The sequence below is a fragment of the Microbacterium sp. SA39 genome, from assembly GCF_000967865.1.
In the GTDB taxonomy this organism is placed as follows: Bacteria; Actinomycetota; Actinomycetes; order Actinomycetales; family Microbacteriaceae; genus Microbacterium.
The window spans coordinates 1-18,118 of record NZ_JXRU01000016.1 but is presented as its reverse complement, the minus strand read 5'-3'; the positions used below and the strand labels follow the sequence as shown (position 1 = coordinate 18,118).

Sequence of the window (18,118 nt, the reverse complement as noted above, 5' to 3'; positions counted from 1 at the left end):
CGGTCAGTTCGAGCGGGAGACCAGTTCCAGAAGTGCTCGACCGTAGGCCTCGGCGGGCTCCGGATGCTCATACGTCAGGGTCGTCCCGGCGATCTCGATCTCCACGCGGAAGGTGTCTTCCAGGCGCACGAGTGAGCGGAACGTGCCCCGCAGCAATTCGCGCAGCTGATCCTCGCGGGGCAGCCACACCGCATCCGCGAGCGTCACCGCGTCGAGGGCCCACTCGGTCGTGCCGTTGAACGCCAGGTCGGTGCCGCTCGGGGTCTGCCGGGCCTCGATCGTCATCCCGCTGACGGTGAAGACGTCGGCCTCGGCTTCGAGCTCGACGTCGTCGTGGAGGTCGAGCTGGAAGCGGTCGCCCTCCGCAGGATGCCAGCCGAGGCCGGCCTCTCGCAGGGCGACGGCGAGTTCGCGGGTGATCATGCTCCTACGCTAGGCGTGATCTGCGGGCGGGGAGCGGAATGGGCGCCGTCAGTGGGCGGTGCGTTGCCGAGCGAGGGTACGGCCGCGACACGACTGGAGGCAGAAAAGACGGATGCAGGTCCGGAGACGTGTTCTGAACCTGCATCTGTACTTTCGTCCGACGAGTGTCATGCCGGGGGCCGGGGCCGGGTGACGGGGGCCGGGTGCCGGGGGCCGGGGCCGGGTGCCGGGTGCGGCCCCGACACAACTGCAGGCAGAGAAGACGGATGCAGGTCCGGAGATGTGTCCTGAACCTGCATCTGTACTTTCGTCCGACGAGTGGGTGGCGGATGCCGATGGCGGAGTGGATGCCGGTAGGGGGAGCCCCCGCGGTGGGCTTGTGGATGGCCGGGCTCGGGGTGTCGGTGGTGCGAGGCAGAGTGGGGACATGACTTCCCCCGCTTCCGTCGACACTCGCGACGCCGCGCTCGCCGCCCTCCGCGAACTGGTCGGCCGCCCAGACGCCGACTTCCACGACGGCCAGTACGAGGCGATCGAAGCGCTGGTCGAGGGGCGCCGCCGCGCCCTCGTCGTGCAGCGCACCGGGTGGGGCAAGTCGGCGGTCTACTTCGTCGCGACGCTGCTGCTGCGGCGGCAGGGCGCGGGTCCGACGGTGCTCGTGTCGCCTCTTCTGGCGCTCATGCGCGACCAGATCGCGGCCGCCGAGCGCGCCGGCGTGCGCGCCGTCGCCATCAACTCCACCAATGCGCACGAGTGGTCCGACGTGCTCGCACAGCTCGACCGCGACGAGGTCGACGTGCTGCTGGTCTCGCCCGAGCGTCTGAACAACCCGGCCTTCCGCGAGCAGCAGCTGCCGGCGCTGGTCCGTCGTATCGGGATGCTGGTGGTCGACGAGGCGCACTGCATCAGCGACTGGGGGCACGACTTCCGCCCCGACTACCGCCGGCTGCGCGACCTCATCGCGCAGATGCCCGCCGATGTGCCGGTGCTCGCGACGACCGCGACCGCGAACAGCCGCGTCGTGGCCGACGTCGCTGAGCAGCTGGGCACTCTGCAGGCGGATACCGGCGCGGCTGACGCGGCCCCCGTGCTCACCATCCGCGGACCGCTCGCGCGCACCTCGCTGCGTCTGGGCGTGCTCCGATTGCGCGATTCAGCGAGCCGACTGGCCTGGCTGCTCAGCCATCTGAACGATTTGCCCGGGTCCGGCATCATCTACACGCTCACCGTCGCGGCGGCCGTCGACACCGCGCGGCTGCTGCGCGATCACGGCCATGACGTGCGGGCGTACACCGGGCAGACCGACACCGAGGAGCGCGCGGAGTCCGAGGGGATGCTGAAGCGCAACGAGGTGAAGGCGCTCGTCGCCACCAGCGCGCTCGGCATGGGATTCGACAAGCCCGATCTGGGCTTCGTGCTGCACCTGGGCGCGCCCTCGTCACCGGTCGCGTACTACCAGCAGGTCGGTCGCGCCGGCCGCGCCAGCGAGAGCGCTGACGTGCTGCTGCTTCCCGGTGTCGAGGACCGCGACATCTGGCATCACTTCGCGACCGCGTCGATGCCCGACCGGGAGCGGGCCGAGCGGGTCATCGGCGCGCTCGGCGATACGCCGATCTCGACGCCGGCGCTCGAGGCCATGGTCGACATCCGCCGCACGCCGCTCGAGCTCCTCCTCAAGGTGCTCGATGTCGACGGCGCCGTGCATCGCGTGCAGGGCGGCTGGGTCGCGACGGGTGAACCCTGGACGTACGACGCCGAGCGGTACGAGCGCATCGCCGCCGAGCGGCTCGCCGAGCAGCAGCACATGATCGAGTACGAGCAGACCGACGGATGCCGCATGGAGTTCCTGCAGCGCTCGCTCGACGACGATACGGCGGCGCCCTGCGGCAGATGCGACAACTGTGCCGGCGGCTGGTTCCCGCGCGAGATCGCTCAGGCCGCGACCACTCAGGCCGCGGAATCGCTCGACCGCGTGGGTGTCCCGATCGAGCCCCGACGCGCCTGGCCGACGGGCGCCGATCGGCTGGACGTGCCGGTCAAGGGTCGCATCGCCGCCGATGAGCAGGCGGGCGAGGGCCGGGCGCTGGCGCGCCTCACCGACCTGGGGTGGGGCAACACGCTGCGGGAGATGTTCGCGGCAGGAGCGACGGATGCCGCGATCACACCGCCGCTGCTCGATGCGTGCATCCGGGTGCTCGCGGGGTGGGGATGGGCCGAACGCCCGGTGGCGGTCGTCGCGATGCCGTCGCGGTCGCGGCCGCTCCTGGTCGACTCCCTCGCACGCGGCCTCGCCGAGGTCGGACGCCTGCCCTATCTCGGCGCGCTCGAGCCCATGAACGGCGCGCCGACCGGACAGTCGGGCGGGAACAGCGTGTTCCGGCTCGCGGGCGTCTGGGACCGTTTCAGCGCCCAGCACCTCGAGGTGCCTGCGGGGCCGGTGCTGTTGGTGGACGATCTGGTCGACAGCCGTTGGACCATGACCGTTGCCGCGAGGGTGCTCCGCCGGGCGGGAGCCACCGACGTGCTGCCTCTCGCCCTCGCGCTGCGCGGCTGAACCGCTGCGGGCTCGGCCGTCGCCGTCCGCTCGTCCTCGCCGTCCGCTCGTCCTCGCCGCCCGCGCAGTTCGCGCCGTCCGCTCAGTCCTCGGCAGGCGCGATGCGCGGCGGCCACGAGGTCGCGCCGAGCTCGCGCGAGATGTTGCGGGCGGTCTCGCGGAGGGCGTTGTGGACCGCGTCCGAGGCGGGCGTCTCCGAGGTCGGCATCACCACCGCCACTGCGGCGACGATGTCGTTCGACGCGTCGGCGATGGGCGCGGCGATCGAAGATTCGCCGAGCACCGCCTCGTCGGACTCGCTCGCGCTGCCGCGCTCCGCGATCGCCGGCAGCTCCAGCGTGAGGCGTGCGATGTCGGTCACGGTATCGCCGGTGAGGCTGTTCAGCGGCTGCTCGAACACCGTCCGCTGGAAGCCGAGGTCGTAGGCGAGCAGCACCTTGCCCATGGCCGAGGCATGCGCGGGGATCGCGACGCCCGTCTCCAGCATCTGCTGGCTGTCGTCGGGGCGGAGGTTGTGATGGATGACCAGCACGTCGGTGAAGTGCGGGGCTCCCAGGCGCACTGAGAGGTTCGTGCGGCGAGCGAGCTCCTGCGTCCAGCGCATGGCTCTGGCGCGTACGTCGAGCGTGTCGAGATAGACGTTGCTGAGCCGCAGCAGGGTCGGGCCGAGCATGTAGCGCTGCCCGCCGCGCTCTTTCGCGACGAGCCCGTGCGAGCGCAGTGACTTCACGATGCCGTGCACTGTCGAGGGCGGAAGGCTCAGCGCCGCGGCCAGATCGGTGATGCCGAGATGTCGCGCGCCCTGCAGCAGCTCGAGGATCTTCGCCGCACGGTCGATCGCCTGGATCACGGGGCATCCTCCTTCCGGTTCGTCGTCGAACCGGCTCGTCGTGCAAGTCTTCCGGATTGATCTTGACAACCCGACCGGCTCCGAGCATATTCGACATTAACGAATTGCTTTCGGATTTCCGCGAAAGTCGTCGCAAGAGCCACCGGATCAAAGGAGATCGCACGATGAAAAAGCTCATCAACGCCCCGGAAGACGTTCTCGTCGAGTCCCTGAAGGGCGTAGCGCTCGCTCATCCCGAGCTGTCGGTCGACCTCGAGACGCACGTCATCACACGTGCGACTCCGAAGGAGCAGGGGAAGGTCGCCGTCGTGTCCGGTGGCGGTTCCGGCCATGAGCCGCTGCACGGCGGCTTCGTCGGCGCGGGCATGCTCGACGCCGCCGTCGCCGGCGAGGTGTTCACCTCACCCACCCCCGACCGCGTGCAGGCAGCGACCAAGGCCGTCGACCGCGGAGCCGGCGTCCTGCACATCGTGAAGAACTACACCGGAGACGTGCTGAACTTCGAGATGGCCGCCGAGCTCGCGCAGATGGAGGGCATCGAGGTCGGCACCGTCATCGTGGACGACGATGTCGCGGTGCAGGACTCGCTCTACACGGCGGGGCGCCGCGGCGTGGGACTCACCGTGCTGCTCGAGAAGCTCGTGGGTGCGGCCGCGGAGGAGGGCCAGGACCTCGCCGCGGTCGTCGATCTCGCGACGCGCATCAACGGACAGGGCCGCTCGATGGGCATGGCCCTCACGAGCTGCACGGTGCCTGCCGCGGGCAAGCCGACGTTCGACCTGCCGGACGATCAGATGGAGATCGGCATCGGCATCCACGGCGAACCGGGTCGGCACCGCGAGCCGCTGGCTCCGGCATCCGACATCGCGCGTCAGCTGGTCGAGCCGATCCTCGCGGACCTCGATTTCGCCGGGCCCGCGATCGTCATGGTCAACGGCATGGGGGCGACGCCGCAGATCGAGCTCTATCTGATGTACGCCGAGGTCGCCGCGCTGCTCGAGAAGGCGGGGGTGCAGATCGCGCGCAACCTCGTCGGCAACTACATCACCTCGCTCGACATGGCGGGCTGCTCGGTCACCGTGCTCAAGGTCGACGACGAGCTCCTGCGCCTGTGGGACGCCCCCGTCAACACTCCCGGTCTGCGCTGGGGCGCGTGACCCCCTCTCGCTCCCGTCGCGATATGGCAGCCGAATCGACCCCGGATGCCTGGAATATCGCGACCGGAACAGAATCTTGGACTCGTGAAGGACGGAATGCATGACTGACACCATCGGAACCGACGCCCTCGTCGACTGGATCACCCGCTTCCGGGAGGCGGTGACCGAGAAGCGCGAATGGCTCACCGAGCTGGACTCGGCCATCGGCGATGCCGACCATGGCGCCAACATGGCGCGGGGGATGTCCGCCGTCTCCGAGAAGCTCGGCGCGGGGGCACCGGGCACGGTCGACGAGCTGCTGAAGTCGGTCGGCATGACCCTCGTGAGTTCGGTGGGCGGTGCGAGCGGCCCCCTCTACGGCACGTTCTTCCTGCGGATGGGGATGACCGCGGGAGCCGTGACCGAGCTCGACGCCGCGGGGCTCGCGGCAGCTCTGCGCGCCGGACTCGAGGGCATCGTCGCGCGCGGCAAGGCCGAGTCCGGAGACAAGACCATGTTCGACGCGATGTCGCCGGCCGTCGATGCGCTCGACGCGGCCATCGCCGAGGGCGACGATCTGCCGACCGCCGCGCGCAAGGCTGCGGATGCTGCCGCTGCCGGGCGTGACGCGACCGAGCCGCTCGTCGCCCGCAAGGGACGGGCGAGCTACCTCGGTGAACGCAGTGCTGGACACCTCGACCCGGGCGCCGCCTCGACGACGCTCCTGTTCGAGACGCTCGCCGCAGCGATCTCCGGCAGCTCCTGATGATCGGGATCGTCGCCGTCTCCCACAGCGCACGACTCGGGGAGGCGGCGCTGGAGCTTGCCCTGCAGATGGTCCAGGGCGGCGGAGTGCGGGTGCAGGTCGCCGCGGGGGCGGGGACGGATGCCGAGGGGACGCCGATCCTCGGGACGGATGCCGTCGCCGTCGCGACCGCCATCGACGAGCTCGCCGCCGACTGCGACGGCGTGCTCGTGTTGATGGATCTGGGGTCCGCGGTGCTCAGTGCCGAGCTTGCGCTCGAGCTGCGCACGAGCGATGTGCCGGTGAAGCTGGCTCCGGCGCCCTTCGTGGAGGGACTCCTCGCCGCCGTGGTGTCGGCGGCGGCGGGCGGATCGCTCGACGAGGTCTCGGCAGAGGCCGGTGCGGCGCTCGGAGCCAAGACGGGGCAGCTGGGGGATGAGCCGACGACGGCGCCTGCCGCGCCCGTATCCGACGTCGCGCCCGCCGAGGGCGAGGCCCTCACCCGCCGCGTGCGGGTGCGCAATCCGCTCGGCATCCATGCCCGCCCGGCGGCGCTGATCGCCGAGGCATCTGCGGGAGCGGAGCTGCGCCTTCGGCGTCTTCCAGAGGGACCGGATGCGTCCGCCGCCAGCCTCTCCCGACTGCTCATCCTCGGGGCGCGGCAGGGAGACGAGCTCGAGCTGAGCGCGCGGGGTACGGATGCCGAAGCGGCGCTGGACCGCGTCGAGGCGCTGTTCGCCGACGGTTTCGGTGAGGGGACCGACACTGCGCCCCAGGCAACTCGACCGGCCCCGTCGACCGCCGAGACGGCCGCATCGACCGCCGAGACGGCCGCATCGACCGCCGAGACGGCGCCGAGGAGCGCCGAGTCACCCGTCGCGATCGATCCCGGCACCATCCTCCGCGGCCGCGGAGTCAGCGCCGGGATGGTTGCCGCACCCGTCGTGCATCTCGCCCCGCCGCTGCCGGAACCCGATGCGGCGACGGTGATCGCCCCGGAAGGCCGTGCCGACGAGGTGTCCGCCATCGAGTGGGCGGCGGTGGCCGTCGCGGATCAGCTGCGTTCGCGCACGGCCCAGGCCGCGGGCGAGGCGAGGGCGATCCTCGATGCCTCGCGCCTGCTCGCGTCCGACCCGGAACTGGTCGCCGACGCGACCGCGCTCGTGCAGGCGAAGGGGCGCAGCGCCGCTCGCGCCGTATGGGAAGCGGCGGCCGTGCACGAGAAAGGCCTGAAAGCGCTCGGCGGCCGGATGGCCGAGCGCGCAGCCGACATCCGCGATGTGCGGGATCGGATCATCGCCGAGATCCTCGAGATCGACATGCCAGGGGTGCCGGAGCGCACGGAGCCGTTCGTGCTCGTCGCCGCCGATCTCTCGCCCGCCGACACGGCATCGCTCGAGGGCGGTCAGTGCGTGGGCCTCGTCACCGAGCAGGGCGGTCCGACGTCGCACACCGCGATCATCGCGCGATCGCTCGGGCTCCCTGCTGTCGTCGGCGTGATCGGGGCGGCGGGCATCACCGACGGTGCCCTGGTGCTCGTAGACGGAGACCGCGGCACGGTCGAGGTCGATCCTCCGGACGAGCGGGTCGCCGCCGCGCGCGCTGCCGCGATCGTGGTCGCCTTCGACGGCACGGGCGCGCTCGCCGACGGGCGCCGTGTGCCGCTCCTCGCGAACGTCGGGGGAGCAGCGGATGCCGAGACCGCCGCCGCCGCGCGCGCCGAGGGGATCGGACTCTTCCGCACCGAGTTCTGCTTCCTGGATCGCCCCGACGCCCCCGGCATCGATGAGCAGGTCGGTGCGTATCGAGGAGTGCTCGCCGCCTTCGCCGGGCGGAAGGTCGTGCTGCGCACTCTCGACGCGGGAAGCGACAAGCCGCTGCCGTTCGCGAACGCCGATCACGAGGACAATCCCGCCCTCGGCGTTCGCGGACTCCGCATCGCCCGCCGGTCTCCGCATCTTCTCGATGACCAGCTGCGCGCCCTCGCACTTGCGGCGGATGCCGAATCGGCCGAGGTCGAAGTCATGGCGCCCATGGTGTCGACCGTCGACGAGGCGCGCGACTTCGCCGACCGCTGCCGAGCCGCGGGCATCGACCGCGTGGGGATCATGATCGAGACGCCATCGGCCGCGCTCTTGGCCGCGGAGCTCTTCGAGATCGTCGACTTCGTCAGCCTCGGCACCAACGATCTGGCCCAGTACACGCTGGCCGCCGACCGGCTGGTCAGCGAGCTCGGGGACCTCAACGATCCGTGGCAGCCGGCGGTGCTGAGACTCATCGGCGCGGTCGGGGCCGCGGGCAGGGCCGCCGGCAAGCAGGTCGGCGTGTGCGGAGAGGCGGGCGGCGATCCGGCCCTCGCTCCGGTGCTCGTCGGACTCGGTGCGACGTCGCTCTCGATGACCTCGCGGTCGCTGGGGCGCGTGGCGGCTGCGCTGGCCGAGGTCGACGAGGCGACCTGCCGACGTGCGGCCGACGCCGCCCTCGCGGCCGGTACCGCCGAGGATGCACGTGCCGCGGCATCCGCCGTGCTCTCGGTCACCGCCGTGCGCTGACTTCTGCGGCCTCACTTTCTGCGGCCATGCCTGAGTTTCGCGGCCGATGCGGCGGGAGCTGGCCGCAGAAGTTCGGCCTGGCCGAAGAAGTTCGGCCTGGCCGCAGAAGTTCGGCCTGGCAGAGGTTCGTCCCTGCCAGGCAGAGCTTCTACGCGCGGTTCGTGATGACCGACCGGCCCCGGAACTCCGCGACCGCGTCGCCCGTCTCGTCGGTCACCGTGACGTCGTAGAGCCCGGTGCGCCCGCTGATCACGCGCCGCACCGCGGTGGCCGTAAGCGTCTGCCCGGCCGTCGTCGACTTCAGGAACGTGATGTCGGCGCCCGCCGCGACCGTCACCCGGTCGTCCTCATTGCAGGCGAGAGCGAAGGCGGTGTCGGCGAGGGAGAACATCATGCCGCCGTGCGTGATCGAGAAGCCGTTCAGCATGTCGTCGCGCACGACCATCGACACGACCGCGCGACCGGGTTCGTCGACCTGCACGGTCATCCCGAGTGCCGCGGATGCCCGGTCGCGCTGCATCATCTCTCTCATGCGACTGCGGGTTCGGCAGCGTACTCCTTGCTGACGAGGGTGAGCACGTCGTAGGTCGCGACCGTCTCGTCGTCCTGATTGCGGATGACGGCGTCCCAGCGCACCTCGCCGTACTCGTCGGTCTCACGCGGAGTGATCTGCTTCGCCGTCAGCTCGACGCGGATGCTGTCTCCCGGCGAAACGGGCGTCACGAACCGCAGGTTCTCCAGGCCGTAGTTCGCGAGCACCGGGCCGGGCTCGGGATCGACGAAGAGTCCGGCCGCCCACGACACGAGCAGGTAGCCGTGCGCGACCCGACCGGGGAAGAACGGGTTGGCCGCCGCGGCATCCTCGTTCATGTGCGCGTAGAACGTGTCGCCGGTGAAGTGGGCGAAGGTCTCGATGTCGTCGAGGGCGACCTCGCGGGATGCCGACACGATCTGGTCGCCGATGCGCAGCTCGGCCAGCGACTTCCGGAACGGATGCCGTCCCTCGCTGCGAGCCGTGGCGCCCGCGTGCCAGACGCCGGTGAGCGCCGTGAGCATCTGCGGCGAACCCTGCACAGCTGTCCGCTGCATGTGGTGCAGTACCGCGCGGATACCGCCGAGCTCCTCGCCACCGCCGGCGCGCCCTGGTCCACCGTGCACGAGATTCGGGAGGGGCGAGCCGTGCCCGGTCGACGAGCGTGCGTCGTCGCGGTCGAGCAGCAGCATTCGTCCGTTGAACGGGGCGATGCGCGTTGCGAGGTCAACCGCCTGCACCGGATCGTGCGTTGCGATGCTGGTGACCAGCGAACCACCGCCGCGGCCGACGAGGGCAGCCGCGTCGGCGATGGTGTCGTAGGTGAGGAGCGAGGCCACGGGACCGAACGCCTCGACCGTGTGCACGGCGTCGGCCTGCGCGTCGTCGAAGCGCAGCAGGACGGGGGAGACGAAGGCGCCGTCCGCTGACACGCCGGCACTGCCGTCGGCAAGACGGACCTCAGGGGCGTCGGTCGAGCCGAAAACGAGCCAGCCGCCGGCATCCTGCAGCACCCTCACCTGGCGCAGCACCTCCTCGCGCTGCGCGGTCGAGGCCAGGGGCCCCATCGTGACGCCCTCGGCTCGCGGGTCGCCGAGCACGGTCTTCGCCTCGATGCGAGCGCGAACCGCGTCGACCACGGCATCCGCTGTCCCTGTCGGCACGATGGCCCGGCGGATGGCGGTGCACTTCTGCCCCGCCTTGGTCGTCATCTCGGTGACCAGCTGGCGCACATAGGCATCGAACTCGGGGGTGCCCTCGACGGCATCCGTGCCGAGCACCGAGGCGTTGATCGAGTCGGTTTCGGCGGTGAAGCGCACGCCGCCCGTCTGCACGGCCGGGTGCGCCTTGAGGCTCTCCGCCGTGGAGGCGCTGCCGGTGAACCCGACGATGTCGCCGAGCCGCAGGTTGTCGAACAGCGTCGGCACGCTTCCGCTCACGAGCTGCAGCGATCCTTCGGGGACCAGGCCGGATTCGACGAGGATCCGCACCATCGCCTCGGCGAGATATCCGGTCGGTGTCGCGGGCTTCACGAGCGTCGGCATGCCGGCCAGGAACGCCGGGGCGAGCTTCTCGAGCGACCCCCATACGGGGAAGTTGAAGGCGTTGATCTGCACGGCGACTCCGCGCAGGGTCGTGTAGACGTGGCGTCCGAGGAAGGAGCCGTCCTTCGACAGCGGCTCGACCGGGCCGTCGACGTACACGGTGCTGTTCGGCAGTTCGCGCCTGCCCTTGCCGGAGTACGAGAACAGCACGCCGATTCCACCGTCGATGTCGACCCACGAGTCGGTCTTGGTGGCGCCGGTGCGGGCGGAGAGCGCGTACAGCTCGTCCTTGCGCTCGGTCAGCGCGAGCGCGAACTTCTTCAGCAGCATGGCGCGTTGGTGGAACGTGAGTGCGGCCAGGCTCGCCTGTCCGACGGTGCGTCCGTACTCGAGCGCAGCGGCGAGGTCGAGGCCGTCCGTGCTGACGCGGGTGACGATCTCGCCCGTGGATGCGTCGCGCACCTCGGTGCCCTCGATGGGTCCCTGAGCCTGTCGAAGGGCCGGCGTCCACCAGGACCCCTCCACGTAGCTCGCCAGATACTCGGTCATGACGTCTCCTCTGTTCCTCTGACGGCGGGCCATCTGTAGAAGCCTTCGCCGCTCTTGCGGCCGAGCTTTCCGTCGGCGACCATCGACCGCAGCAGTGCGGGCGGTTCGAATCTCGGGCCGAGCGTGGCAGCGAGCTCTTCGGCGATCCCGAGCCGCACGTCGAGCCCGACGATGTCGGTGGTGCGCAACGGCCCGGCCGGATGCCGATACCCGAGCGTCATGGCGGCATCGATGTCGGCGGCGCTCGCGACGCCCTCCTCCAGCATCCGGATCGCTTCGAGACCGAGCATCACCCCCAGGCGCGACGACGCGAAGCCGGGGGAGTCCCGCACCACGATCGGGGCCTTGCCGAGCGCCTGCACCCAGCTGCGGGCGAGGTCGACGATGTCGGGCCGCGTGGCCGATCCGCGGACGATCTCCACCAGCGCGGATGCCGGCACGGGATTGAAGAAGTGCAGCCCGAGGAAGCTCTCCGGCCGTGCCCGAGTCGCAGCAAGGTCGTCGATCGAAATCGACGAGGTGTTCGAGGCGAGGACGGCACCCTCGCGCATCACGGCCTCGGCACGGCTGAGGGCCGACTCCTTCAGCGCACGATCCTCGGGGACGGCCTCGATGATCAGGGCGCACTCCGAGAAGGCGCCGATGTCGGTGCCGCAGACAAGACGTTCTCGAAGCAGTGTTCCATCCAGGCTCGCGTCCCGTTCGACGGAGCGGCGGATGCTGTCGTGCACGCGTTCCGCGGCGGCATCCGCGGTCGGCTGGTCGCGCTCGACGACGCTCACGCGCGAGCCGGCGAGCAGGAAGGCGTGCGCGATCCCGGCGCCCATGCGCCCGCCGCCCAGCACTCCAACGTGCTCGGGGGCAGTGGTCTCGCTCATCGTCGGGCTCGTTTCTCGAGGAACTCGGTCATGCGGCGGTGCTTCTCGGGCGACGCGAACAGCTCGGCCTGCAGGTCGAACTCGATCGCGGGATGCTCGGCGCGAGGTGCTCGCAGCGCGCGCTTGGTGTGCTGGGTCGCCAGCGGGTCGTTCGCGGCGATCCGGTCGGCGATCGTCTGGGCGGCGTCGAGCAGCTCGTCGGCCGGATGCAGCGTGGAGACGAGTCCCCACGCCAGCGCCTCGTCGGCGTCGAGTGTGCGACCGGTGAGCAGCAGCTCGCTCGCGCGCGCCTCGCCGACGATCTCGGGCAGGCGCCATGTCGCTCCCGCCGCGGCCATGATGCCGAGGCCCGTCTCCGGGTTGCCGATCCGGAGCGCGGGCGTGCCGATGCGGATGTCGGCGGCATAGGCGAGCTCGGCACCCCCGCCCAGCGCGTAGCCGTCCATCGCGGCGATCACGGGCATCGGCAACTCGCGGATGCGGAGGAAGGCCAGCGCGTTGATGCCACGCCGGGCATCGTCGGGCGTGCGCTCGCGAAGCTCGGCGATATCGGCTCCTGCGGCGAACACGCCACCGGACCCGGTGAGGATGAGCGTGCGGGGATCGGCCTCGAGCGATGCGCACAGGTCGTGCAGGGCGTCGATGGTCTCCTGATCGATGGCGTTGCGCTTCTCCGGACGGTCGAGTGTTGCGACGACGCGGTCGCCCCGTTCCTCGATCTGCACCGTCACGAGAGTCGCTCCACGATCATCGCGGCGCCCTGGCCCACACCGACGCACATCGTGGCGAGGCCTCGTTCGACGCCCTCCCGCTCCATGCGGCCGAGAAGAGTGACGACGATGCGGCATCCACTCGATCCCAGGGGATGACCCAGGGCGATGGCGCCGCCGTCGCGATTGACGATCTCCGGGTCGATCCCGAGGCGACGGATCGAGGCGAGGGACTGCGTCGCGAACGCCTCGTTCAGTTCGACGGCGCCGATGTCGTCGATGCGGATGCCGGCGCGCTGGAGCGCCTTCTTGGTCGCGGGCACAGGACCGAGGCCCATGATCTCGGGCGCCAGGGCGGCGGAGGTCGCGCTGACGATGCGTGCGCGCGGTACGAGACCGTGGCGGCGGACGGCCTCGGCGCTCGCCACGACGATCGCGGAGGATCCGTCGTTGAGCGAGCTGGAGTTGCCGGCGGTCACGACCTCGCCGCCGGCGACCACCGGTCGGAGCGCGGCAAGGGCCTCCAGGCTGGTGTCGCGGCGCGGGCCCTCGTCGGTGAGAACGTCCCCGGCCCGTGTCGGCACCGCGACGATCTCGTGGGCGAAGCGCCCGGCGTCGATCGCGGCGACGGCCCGCTGCTGGCTGCGGAGGGCGAAGGCATCGGCGTCGGCACGGGTGATGCCGTCGCGGCGTGCGACCTCCTCCGCGGTCTCGGGCATCGAAAAGGTGGCCTTATCGCGCGCGGCCAGGAGAGGATTCGTGAAGCGCCAGCCGATCGAGGTGTCGAACGCCTCGCCGGGCTTCGCCCACGCGCGCTCCGGCTTCGCCTGCACCCACGGTGCGCGGGTCATCGACTCGACGCCGCCCGCGACGATGAGGTCGGCGTCTCCGGCGCGGATCGCCTGTGCGGCCATCGCGATCGCAGACATGCCCGACGCGCAGAGCCGGTTCACCGTGATGCCCGGGATGGTGTCGGGGAGTCCTGCGAGGAGCACGGCCATCCGGGCGACGTTGCGGTTGTCCTCGCCGGCCTGATTCGCCGCACCGAGGATGACCTCGTCGATGGCGGCATCCGGCACGCCTGCGCGCTCGACGGCCGCGCGGACCACCAGGGCGGCGAGGTCGTCCGGACGCACTCCGGCGAGAACGCCGCCGTAGCGGCCGATCGGCGTGCGGACTCCGCCGACGAGGAACGCCTCTGCCATCAGACCCTCCCGAACGCGCGCAGCGGATGCTCGATGAGCTCGGTCACGCGACGGAGGAAGCCCGCGGCGTACCCGCCGTCGCAGACGCGGTGGTCGAACACGAGCGAGAGCTGCGCGATGCGCCGCACGACGATCTCCCCCTCCACGACCCAGGGGCGCTCGATGATGCGGCCGATGCCGAGGATGGCGACGTCGGGGTGATTGATGATCGCCGCGGAGCCGTCGACGCCGAGGCCGCCGTAGTTGTTGAGGGTGAACGTCGATCCGCGCAGGCACTCGAGCGGCATCGATCCCGACCGTGCGGACGCGGCGAGCTCGCGCAGTGCCACATCGAGCTGCTCGATCGTCAGGGCGTGGGCGCGCGGGACCACCGGAACCATCAGTCCGCGCTCGGTGTCGGCGGCGACACCGAGGTTCACGCCGTCGAACGAGATCACCTCACTCGCATCGTCAGTGAGGCGCGATGCCAGGACCGGATAGTCCTCGAGAGCGAGCAGCACGAAGCGGGCGAGGAGCGCGGTGATCGACGGCGCCTTGCCACCCTCGGGTGCCATCTGCGCGCGCACGGCCCACAGGGCGGTCGCGTCGACGTCGACCCAGACCGTCGCCTCCGGGATCTCGGACCTGCTGCGGCTGAGCTTGGCGCTCACGGCCTTCCGGAGCGGGGACATGCGCTCGCGTGAGCGGACGGGGAGGCCGTCGAGGGTCTCGCCGGTGCCGGTGCCGGTGCCGGAGCCGGTGCCGGTGCTCGGGGCGGTCGTGTCGCGGTGCTGGGCGGCTGCGCCGTCCACGGCGTTGTCCACGGCCGCGCGGAGGACGTCGGCGCGCGTGATGGCGCCGTCGGGGCCGGTCGCGTCGATCGCGTGCACGTCGAGACCGAGGTCGCGGGCGAGACGGCGCACCAGCGGAGAGCGCACGGCGACGGGACCGCGACGCGCGGCATCCGTTGTTGGGGCCGTCTCAGCGGATGCCGCGGTCGGGGCCGTATTGACGCTCGTGGCTGCCTGGGTCTCGTGGTTCTTCGCAGCGACCGCCGGGCGGCGGCGCCCGGACGACGCGCGGGCGCTGGTGCCGTAGCCGATGAGCACGTTGCCCGAGCCGGCGCGCTCCTCTTCGCGGTAGGCCTCGTGGTCGGCGGTCGGGGCAGCTGTCGCGGCATCCGACTCGTCTCCCGCACCCGCGACCTCGAGCACGGGTGCGCCGACGTCGATCGTGTCGCCCGCAGTGCCGTGGAGCGCCGTCACGACGCCCGCGAACGGGGAGGGCAGCTCGACGATGCTTTTGGCGGTCTCGACCTCGGCGATCGGCTGATCGGTGACGATCGTGTCGCCGACAGCGACCAGCCACTGCACGAGTCCTGCCTCGGTGAGGCCCTCGCCGAGATCGGGAAGTCGGAACACCTGGGCGGTGCCGTTCGTCAGATGCGTGCTCATACGTCCTCGTCCCAGTGCAGCGTGTCGATCGCGTCGAGCACCCGGTCGACGTCGGGCTGATACCAGTGCTCGAGCTTCGGCGGCGCGTAGGGCACGTCGAAGCCGGTGACGCGTCGCACCGGAGCCTCGAGGTACTCGAAGCAGCGCTCGAACACGCGCGCCTGGATCTCAGAGGCCACCGAGGCGTAGCCCGGCGCCTCGGCGATCACGACGGCGCGGCCGGTGGACTTCACGGCAGCGGTCACGGTCGCGTCGTCGAACGGCGAGAGGGAACGCACGTCGACGACCTGCACGCTCCGGCCCTCGGATGCCGCGACCTCTGCTGCTTCGAGTGCGAGCGGCACCGCGGCGCCATAGGCGAGGAGGGTCACGTCGGTTCCCTCCCGGGCGATGCGCGCGGTACCGATCTCGGCTGTGACCGAGGTGTCGACCTCGCCCTTCGACCAGTACAGCTTCTTCGGCTCGAGGAAGATCACCGGGTCCGGCGACGCGATCGCCGCGCGGAGCAGGGAGTAGGCGTCCTGCGGGGTCGACGGACTCACCACCGTGAGCCCCGGAGTGTGCGCGTAGTACGCCTCGGAGGAGTCGCAGTGGTGCTCGACCCCGCCGATGCCACCGCCGAACGGGATGCGGATGACGAGCGGCATCCGCAGACCTCCGCGCGTGCGGTTGCCGAGCTTCGCGACATGGCTCACGATCTGCTCGAAGGCCGGGAGGGCGAAGGCGTCGAACTGGAGTTCGACCACCGGGCGCAGGCCGTTCATGGCCATGCCCACGGCGGTGCCGACGATGCCGGCCTCGGCGAGGGGCGTGTCGAAGCACCGGTTCTCGCCGAAGCGGGCGGTGAGCCCGTCGGTGATGCGGAACACGCCGCCGAGGGCGCCGACATCCTCGCCGAACACGACGACGTCGGGATCGGACTCGATCGCGTCTGCGAGAGCGCGGTTGAGAGCGGCGGCCATGCTCATGGTCGCCACCTCGCGAACCTCGGGCGCGGTGCGCGTGTCGTCGTGAGCGATCGTCATCGGTGGCCTCCTGCGGCGAGTTCCGAGCGCTCGATCTCGCCGCGCAGCAGCTGCCACTGCTCCTCGAGCTGGGGCGAGCGCGTCTCGGTCACAAAGCGGAAGAGGTCTTCCGGGTCGAGGTCGGCATCCGTGTTGAGTGCCGTGCGCATCGCGGCGGCGATCTGCTCGGCACCGTCGGCGAACCGCTCTTCGGTCGCGGCGTCGAGCGCTCCCGTCGCGGTGAGGTGCGTACGCAGGCGCAGCAGGGGGTCGCGAGCCACCCATTCCTGCACTTCCGCACGCTCGCGGTAGCGGGTGTCGTCGTCGGCGTTGGTATGGGCCTGCATCCGGTAGGTGTGCGCCTCGACGAGCGACGGACCGCCTCCGGCGCGGGCCAGCGACACGGCTTCACCCAGGACCGCGAGCACCGCGGCGACGTCGTTCCCGTCGACGCGCTGTCCCGGCATCCCGTATCCGATGGCCTTGTGCGCGAGCGAGGGCGCGGCGGTCTGGCGGGAGAGCGGGACCGAGATCGCGAACCCGTTGTTCTGCACGAAGAAGACGACAGGCACATGGAAGACCGCGGCGAAGTTCAGCGCTTCGTGGAAATCGCCCTCGCTCGTGGCACCGTCGCCGCACAGGGCGAGGACGACCGTGTCCTCTCCGCGGTGCTTCGCCGCCTGGGCAAAGCCGACGGCGTGCAGCAGCTGCGTCGCCAGGGGAGTGGCCTGCGGAGCGACCCGGTGAACGCGGGAGTCGTATCCGGAATGCCAGTCCCCCTTGAGAAGTACCAGAGCGTCGGCCGGGTCGACGCCGCGGGCGATCACGGCGACGGAGTCGCGGTAGGTGGGGAAGAGCCAGTCGTGCTCGCCCAGGACCATGGATGCCGCGACCTGGCAGGCCTCCTGGCCGTGCGACGAAGGGTAGACCGCGAGGCGGCCCTGGCGCACGAGGGCACCGGCCTGGTCGTTGATGCGACGCCCTTCGACGAGGCCGCGATAGGCCTGCAGCAGAACGTCCGACTCGGGGAGGGCGTAGCTCTCGTCCGCGACCGGCGCGCCGTCCTGGTCGATCAGTCGCACCGCGGTGTCTCGCGGGAGCATGTCGGTGTGCGGCATCCGTTCGCCCTCCAGCCGTTCGTCGTCTCTGCCGAACTTCGTGGACCCAGCATGCCTCGGGTTCGACAGTCATCCAAGGGATGCTGCTGAACACTGAACGTCTGGCTTGGGATTGTCGTTTTCGCCGCCGGAGTGTCAGAATCAGCGGGACGGACGAAGGGGTTCTCATGGCCGCACTGGACGAGATCGACCACGCCATCCTCGGCGAGTTGCGGCGCGATGCGCGCGCATCGATGACGGCGATCGCCGACACGGTGCACATCTCACGCGCGGGCGCCCACGCGAGGATCAAGCGGCTGACGGATGCCGGTGTGATCACCGGCTACACCGTGCGCACGGATCCGGTGCTGCTCGGCCATCACGCCAGCGCCTACGTGACCCTCGCGATCGAGCAGGCGACCTGGCAGGACGTGCGCGATCGTCTGCGGGCGATCCCCGAGATCGAGCACATGGCGCTGGTGGGCGGCGACTTCGACGTCATCCTGCTCGTGCGCGCGAACGACGCCCGTGACCTCCGTCGGATCGTGCTGGAGGACATCCAGGCGATCCCGTCGATCCGGTCGACCCGCACGACGCTGATCTTCGAGGACTTCGACTGAGGCGAGATGCTCTGGTCGCGGATGTCAGTCGAGGGCCGGGCGCTGTGAGCGGATCGGAAATCGGCTGCTCGGTGCAGAAGTAGACGTATCTACTATTGTTCTGGAATATTGCTCTGATCGGCTGTTTTCGGGTTCGGAATGTCGGTGGCCCCGGGTTGGCTGAGGGGTATGAAGGGCATCACGGATTCCATGGGGCGGGCCATCGCCGACATGCGTGGTGTGGTGCGCTCCGATGCGGTGCGGGTGGCGCCGGCTGCGGAGCGGATGGAGGTGCTGCGGGTCGCCG

The 18,118-nt window shown here is 70.7% G+C and carries 15 protein-coding genes; 5 read left to right on the top strand and 10 right to left on the bottom strand.

The window, feature by feature from the left end; genetic code table 11:
- Nucleotides 1-3 precede the first annotated feature (3 nt).
- Nucleotides 4-423 carry a hypothetical protein gene (locus RS85_RS00520; RefSeq protein WP_046011463.1) on the bottom strand — a complete coding sequence of 140 codons (420 nt, stop codon included), beginning with the start codon at nt 421-423 and terminating at the stop codon, nt 4-6.
- Between the two features lie 427 nt (nt 424-850).
- On the opposite strand from RS85_RS00520, the gene RS85_RS00515 reads away from it, so the two are divergent.
- Nucleotides 851-2,977: a RecQ family ATP-dependent DNA helicase gene (locus tag RS85_RS00515; protein ID WP_046011462.1), complete on the top strand. Its 2,127-nt coding sequence runs from the start codon at nt 851-853 to the stop codon at nt 2,975-2,977.
- An 82-nt stretch (nt 2,978-3,059) separates the two neighbouring features.
- Here RS85_RS00515 and RS85_RS00510 read toward each other — a convergent pair whose 3' ends face one another.
- On the bottom strand, nt 3,060-3,827 hold the full coding sequence (locus RS85_RS00510; protein ID WP_046011461.1) for an IclR family transcriptional regulator: 768 nt from the start codon (nt 3,825-3,827) through the stop codon (nt 3,060-3,062).
- A 164-nt stretch (nt 3,828-3,991) separates the two neighbouring features.
- Between RS85_RS00510 and dhaK the strand changes: the two genes are divergently transcribed.
- The 3 genes from dhaK to ptsP all read left to right on the top strand — a co-directional run bounded on the left by dhaK (nt 3,992) and on the right by ptsP (nt 8,260).
- Nucleotides 3,992-4,984 carry a dihydroxyacetone kinase subunit DhaK gene (gene dhaK, locus RS85_RS00505; RefSeq protein ID WP_046011460.1) on the top strand — a complete coding sequence of 331 codons (993 nt, stop codon included), beginning with the start codon at nt 3,992-3,994 and terminating at the stop codon, nt 4,982-4,984.
- 100 nt (nt 4,985-5,084) lie between these two features.
- Nucleotides 5,085-5,729: a dihydroxyacetone kinase subunit DhaL gene (dhaL, locus tag RS85_RS00500; protein WP_046011459.1), complete on the top strand. Its 645-nt coding sequence runs from the start codon at nt 5,085-5,087 to the stop codon at nt 5,727-5,729.
- Entirely contained in the window at nt 5,729-8,260 is a 2,532-nt protein-coding gene (gene ptsP, locus RS85_RS19175) for a phosphoenolpyruvate--protein phosphotransferase (protein WP_082087426.1), read from the top strand. The genes dhaL and ptsP overlap by 1 nt, the downstream gene beginning before the upstream one ends.
- Nucleotides 8,261-8,408: 148 nt before the next feature.
- On the opposite strand, the gene paaI is transcribed toward ptsP, so the two are convergent.
- The 8 genes from paaI to RS85_RS00455 are packed head-to-tail and all read right to left on the bottom strand — an operon-like array spanning nt 8,409 to nt 17,233.
- The gene (paaI, locus tag RS85_RS00490) at nt 8,409-8,783 is read right to left on the bottom strand and encodes a hydroxyphenylacetyl-CoA thioesterase PaaI (protein ID WP_327037190.1); all 375 of its coding nucleotides are present in this window, start codon (nt 8,781-8,783) and stop codon (nt 8,409-8,411) included.
- Between the two features lie 5 nt (nt 8,784-8,788).
- Nucleotides 8,789-10,885 (bottom strand): phenylacetic acid degradation bifunctional protein PaaZ, encoded by a 2,097-nt coding sequence (gene paaZ, locus RS85_RS00485; RefSeq protein ID WP_200894761.1) that lies wholly within the window; start codon nt 10,883-10,885, stop codon nt 8,789-8,791.
- On the bottom strand, nt 10,882-11,763 hold the full coding sequence (locus RS85_RS00480) for a 3-hydroxyacyl-CoA dehydrogenase family protein (RefSeq protein WP_046011456.1): 882 nt from the start codon (nt 11,761-11,763) through the stop codon (nt 10,882-10,884). Before RS85_RS00480 ends, paaZ begins: the two co-directional genes overlap by 4 nt.
- Complete coding sequence (locus RS85_RS00475) at nt 11,760-12,494, bottom strand: enoyl-CoA hydratase/isomerase family protein (protein ID WP_046011455.1); 735 nt, start codon at nt 12,492-12,494, stop codon at nt 11,760-11,762. Before RS85_RS00475 ends, RS85_RS00480 begins: the two co-directional genes overlap by 4 nt.
- The gene (locus tag RS85_RS00470; RefSeq protein ID WP_046011454.1) at nt 12,491-13,678 is read right to left on the bottom strand and encodes a thiolase family protein; all 1,188 of its coding nucleotides are present in this window, start codon (nt 13,676-13,678) and stop codon (nt 12,491-12,493) included. Before RS85_RS00470 ends, RS85_RS00475 begins: the two co-directional genes overlap by 4 nt.
- A complete protein-coding gene (locus RS85_RS00465) occupies nt 13,678-15,111 on the bottom strand; it encodes a dihydrolipoamide acetyltransferase family protein (RefSeq protein WP_046011453.1) in 1,434 nt (477 codons plus the stop codon). The genes RS85_RS00470 and RS85_RS00465 overlap by 1 nt, the downstream gene beginning before the upstream one ends.
- Nucleotides 15,108-16,136, bottom strand: coding sequence for an alpha-ketoacid dehydrogenase subunit beta (locus RS85_RS00460; RefSeq protein WP_046011452.1), 1,029 nt, complete (start codon nt 16,134-16,136; stop codon nt 15,108-15,110). The genes RS85_RS00465 and RS85_RS00460 overlap by 4 nt, the downstream gene beginning before the upstream one ends.
- Nucleotides 16,133-17,233 (bottom strand): thiamine pyrophosphate-dependent enzyme, encoded by a 1,101-nt coding sequence (locus RS85_RS00455; RefSeq protein ID WP_046011451.1) that lies wholly within the window; start codon nt 17,231-17,233, stop codon nt 16,133-16,135. The genes RS85_RS00460 and RS85_RS00455 overlap by 4 nt, the downstream gene beginning before the upstream one ends.
- A gap of 167 nt (nt 17,234-17,400) precedes the next feature.
- Here RS85_RS00455 and RS85_RS00450 point away from each other — a divergent pair, with 167 nt between their 5' ends.
- A complete protein-coding gene (locus tag RS85_RS00450) occupies nt 17,401-17,832 on the top strand; it encodes an Lrp/AsnC family transcriptional regulator (protein ID WP_200894760.1) in 432 nt (143 codons plus the stop codon).
- Nucleotides 17,833-18,118: the final 286 nt, after the last annotated feature.

Coding starts and splice junctions, on each gene's coding strand:
- RS85_RS00520 (WP_046011463.1), bottom strand. CDS start 423: ATGATCACCCGCGAACTCGCCGTCGCCCTGCGAGAGGCCGGCCTCGGC.
- RS85_RS00515 (WP_046011462.1), top strand. CDS start 851: ATGACTTCCCCCGCTTCCGTCGACACTCGCGACGCCGCGCTCGCCGCC.
- dhaK (WP_046011460.1), top strand. CDS start 3,992: ATGAAAAAGCTCATCAACGCCCCGGAAGACGTTCTCGTCGAGTCCCTG.
- dhaL (WP_046011459.1), top strand. CDS start 5,085: ATGACTGACACCATCGGAACCGACGCCCTCGTCGACTGGATCACCCGC.
- ptsP (WP_082087426.1), top strand. CDS start 5,729: ATGATCGGGATCGTCGCCGTCTCCCACAGCGCACGACTCGGGGAGGCG.
- paaI (WP_327037190.1), bottom strand. CDS start 8,783: ATGATGCAGCGCGACCGGGCATCCGCGGCACTCGGGATGACCGTGCAG.
- paaZ (WP_200894761.1), bottom strand. CDS start 10,885: ATGACCGAGTATCTGGCGAGCTACGTGGAGGGGTCCTGGTGGACGCCG.
- RS85_RS00480 (WP_046011456.1), bottom strand. CDS start 11,763: ATGAGCGAGACCACTGCCCCCGAGCACGTTGGAGTGCTGGGCGGCGGG.
- RS85_RS00470 (WP_046011454.1), bottom strand. CDS start 13,678: ATGGCAGAGGCGTTCCTCGTCGGCGGAGTCCGCACGCCGATCGGCCGC.
- RS85_RS00465 (WP_046011453.1), bottom strand. CDS start 15,111: ATGAGCACGCATCTGACGAACGGCACCGCCCAGGTGTTCCGACTTCCC.
- RS85_RS00460 (WP_046011452.1), bottom strand. CDS start 16,136: ATGACGATCGCTCACGACGACACGCGCACCGCGCCCGAGGTTCGCGAG.
- RS85_RS00455 (WP_046011451.1), bottom strand. CDS start 17,233: ATGCCGCACACCGACATGCTCCCGCGAGACACCGCGGTGCGACTGATC.
- RS85_RS00450 (WP_200894760.1), top strand. CDS start 17,401: ATGGCCGCACTGGACGAGATCGACCACGCCATCCTCGGCGAGTTGCGG.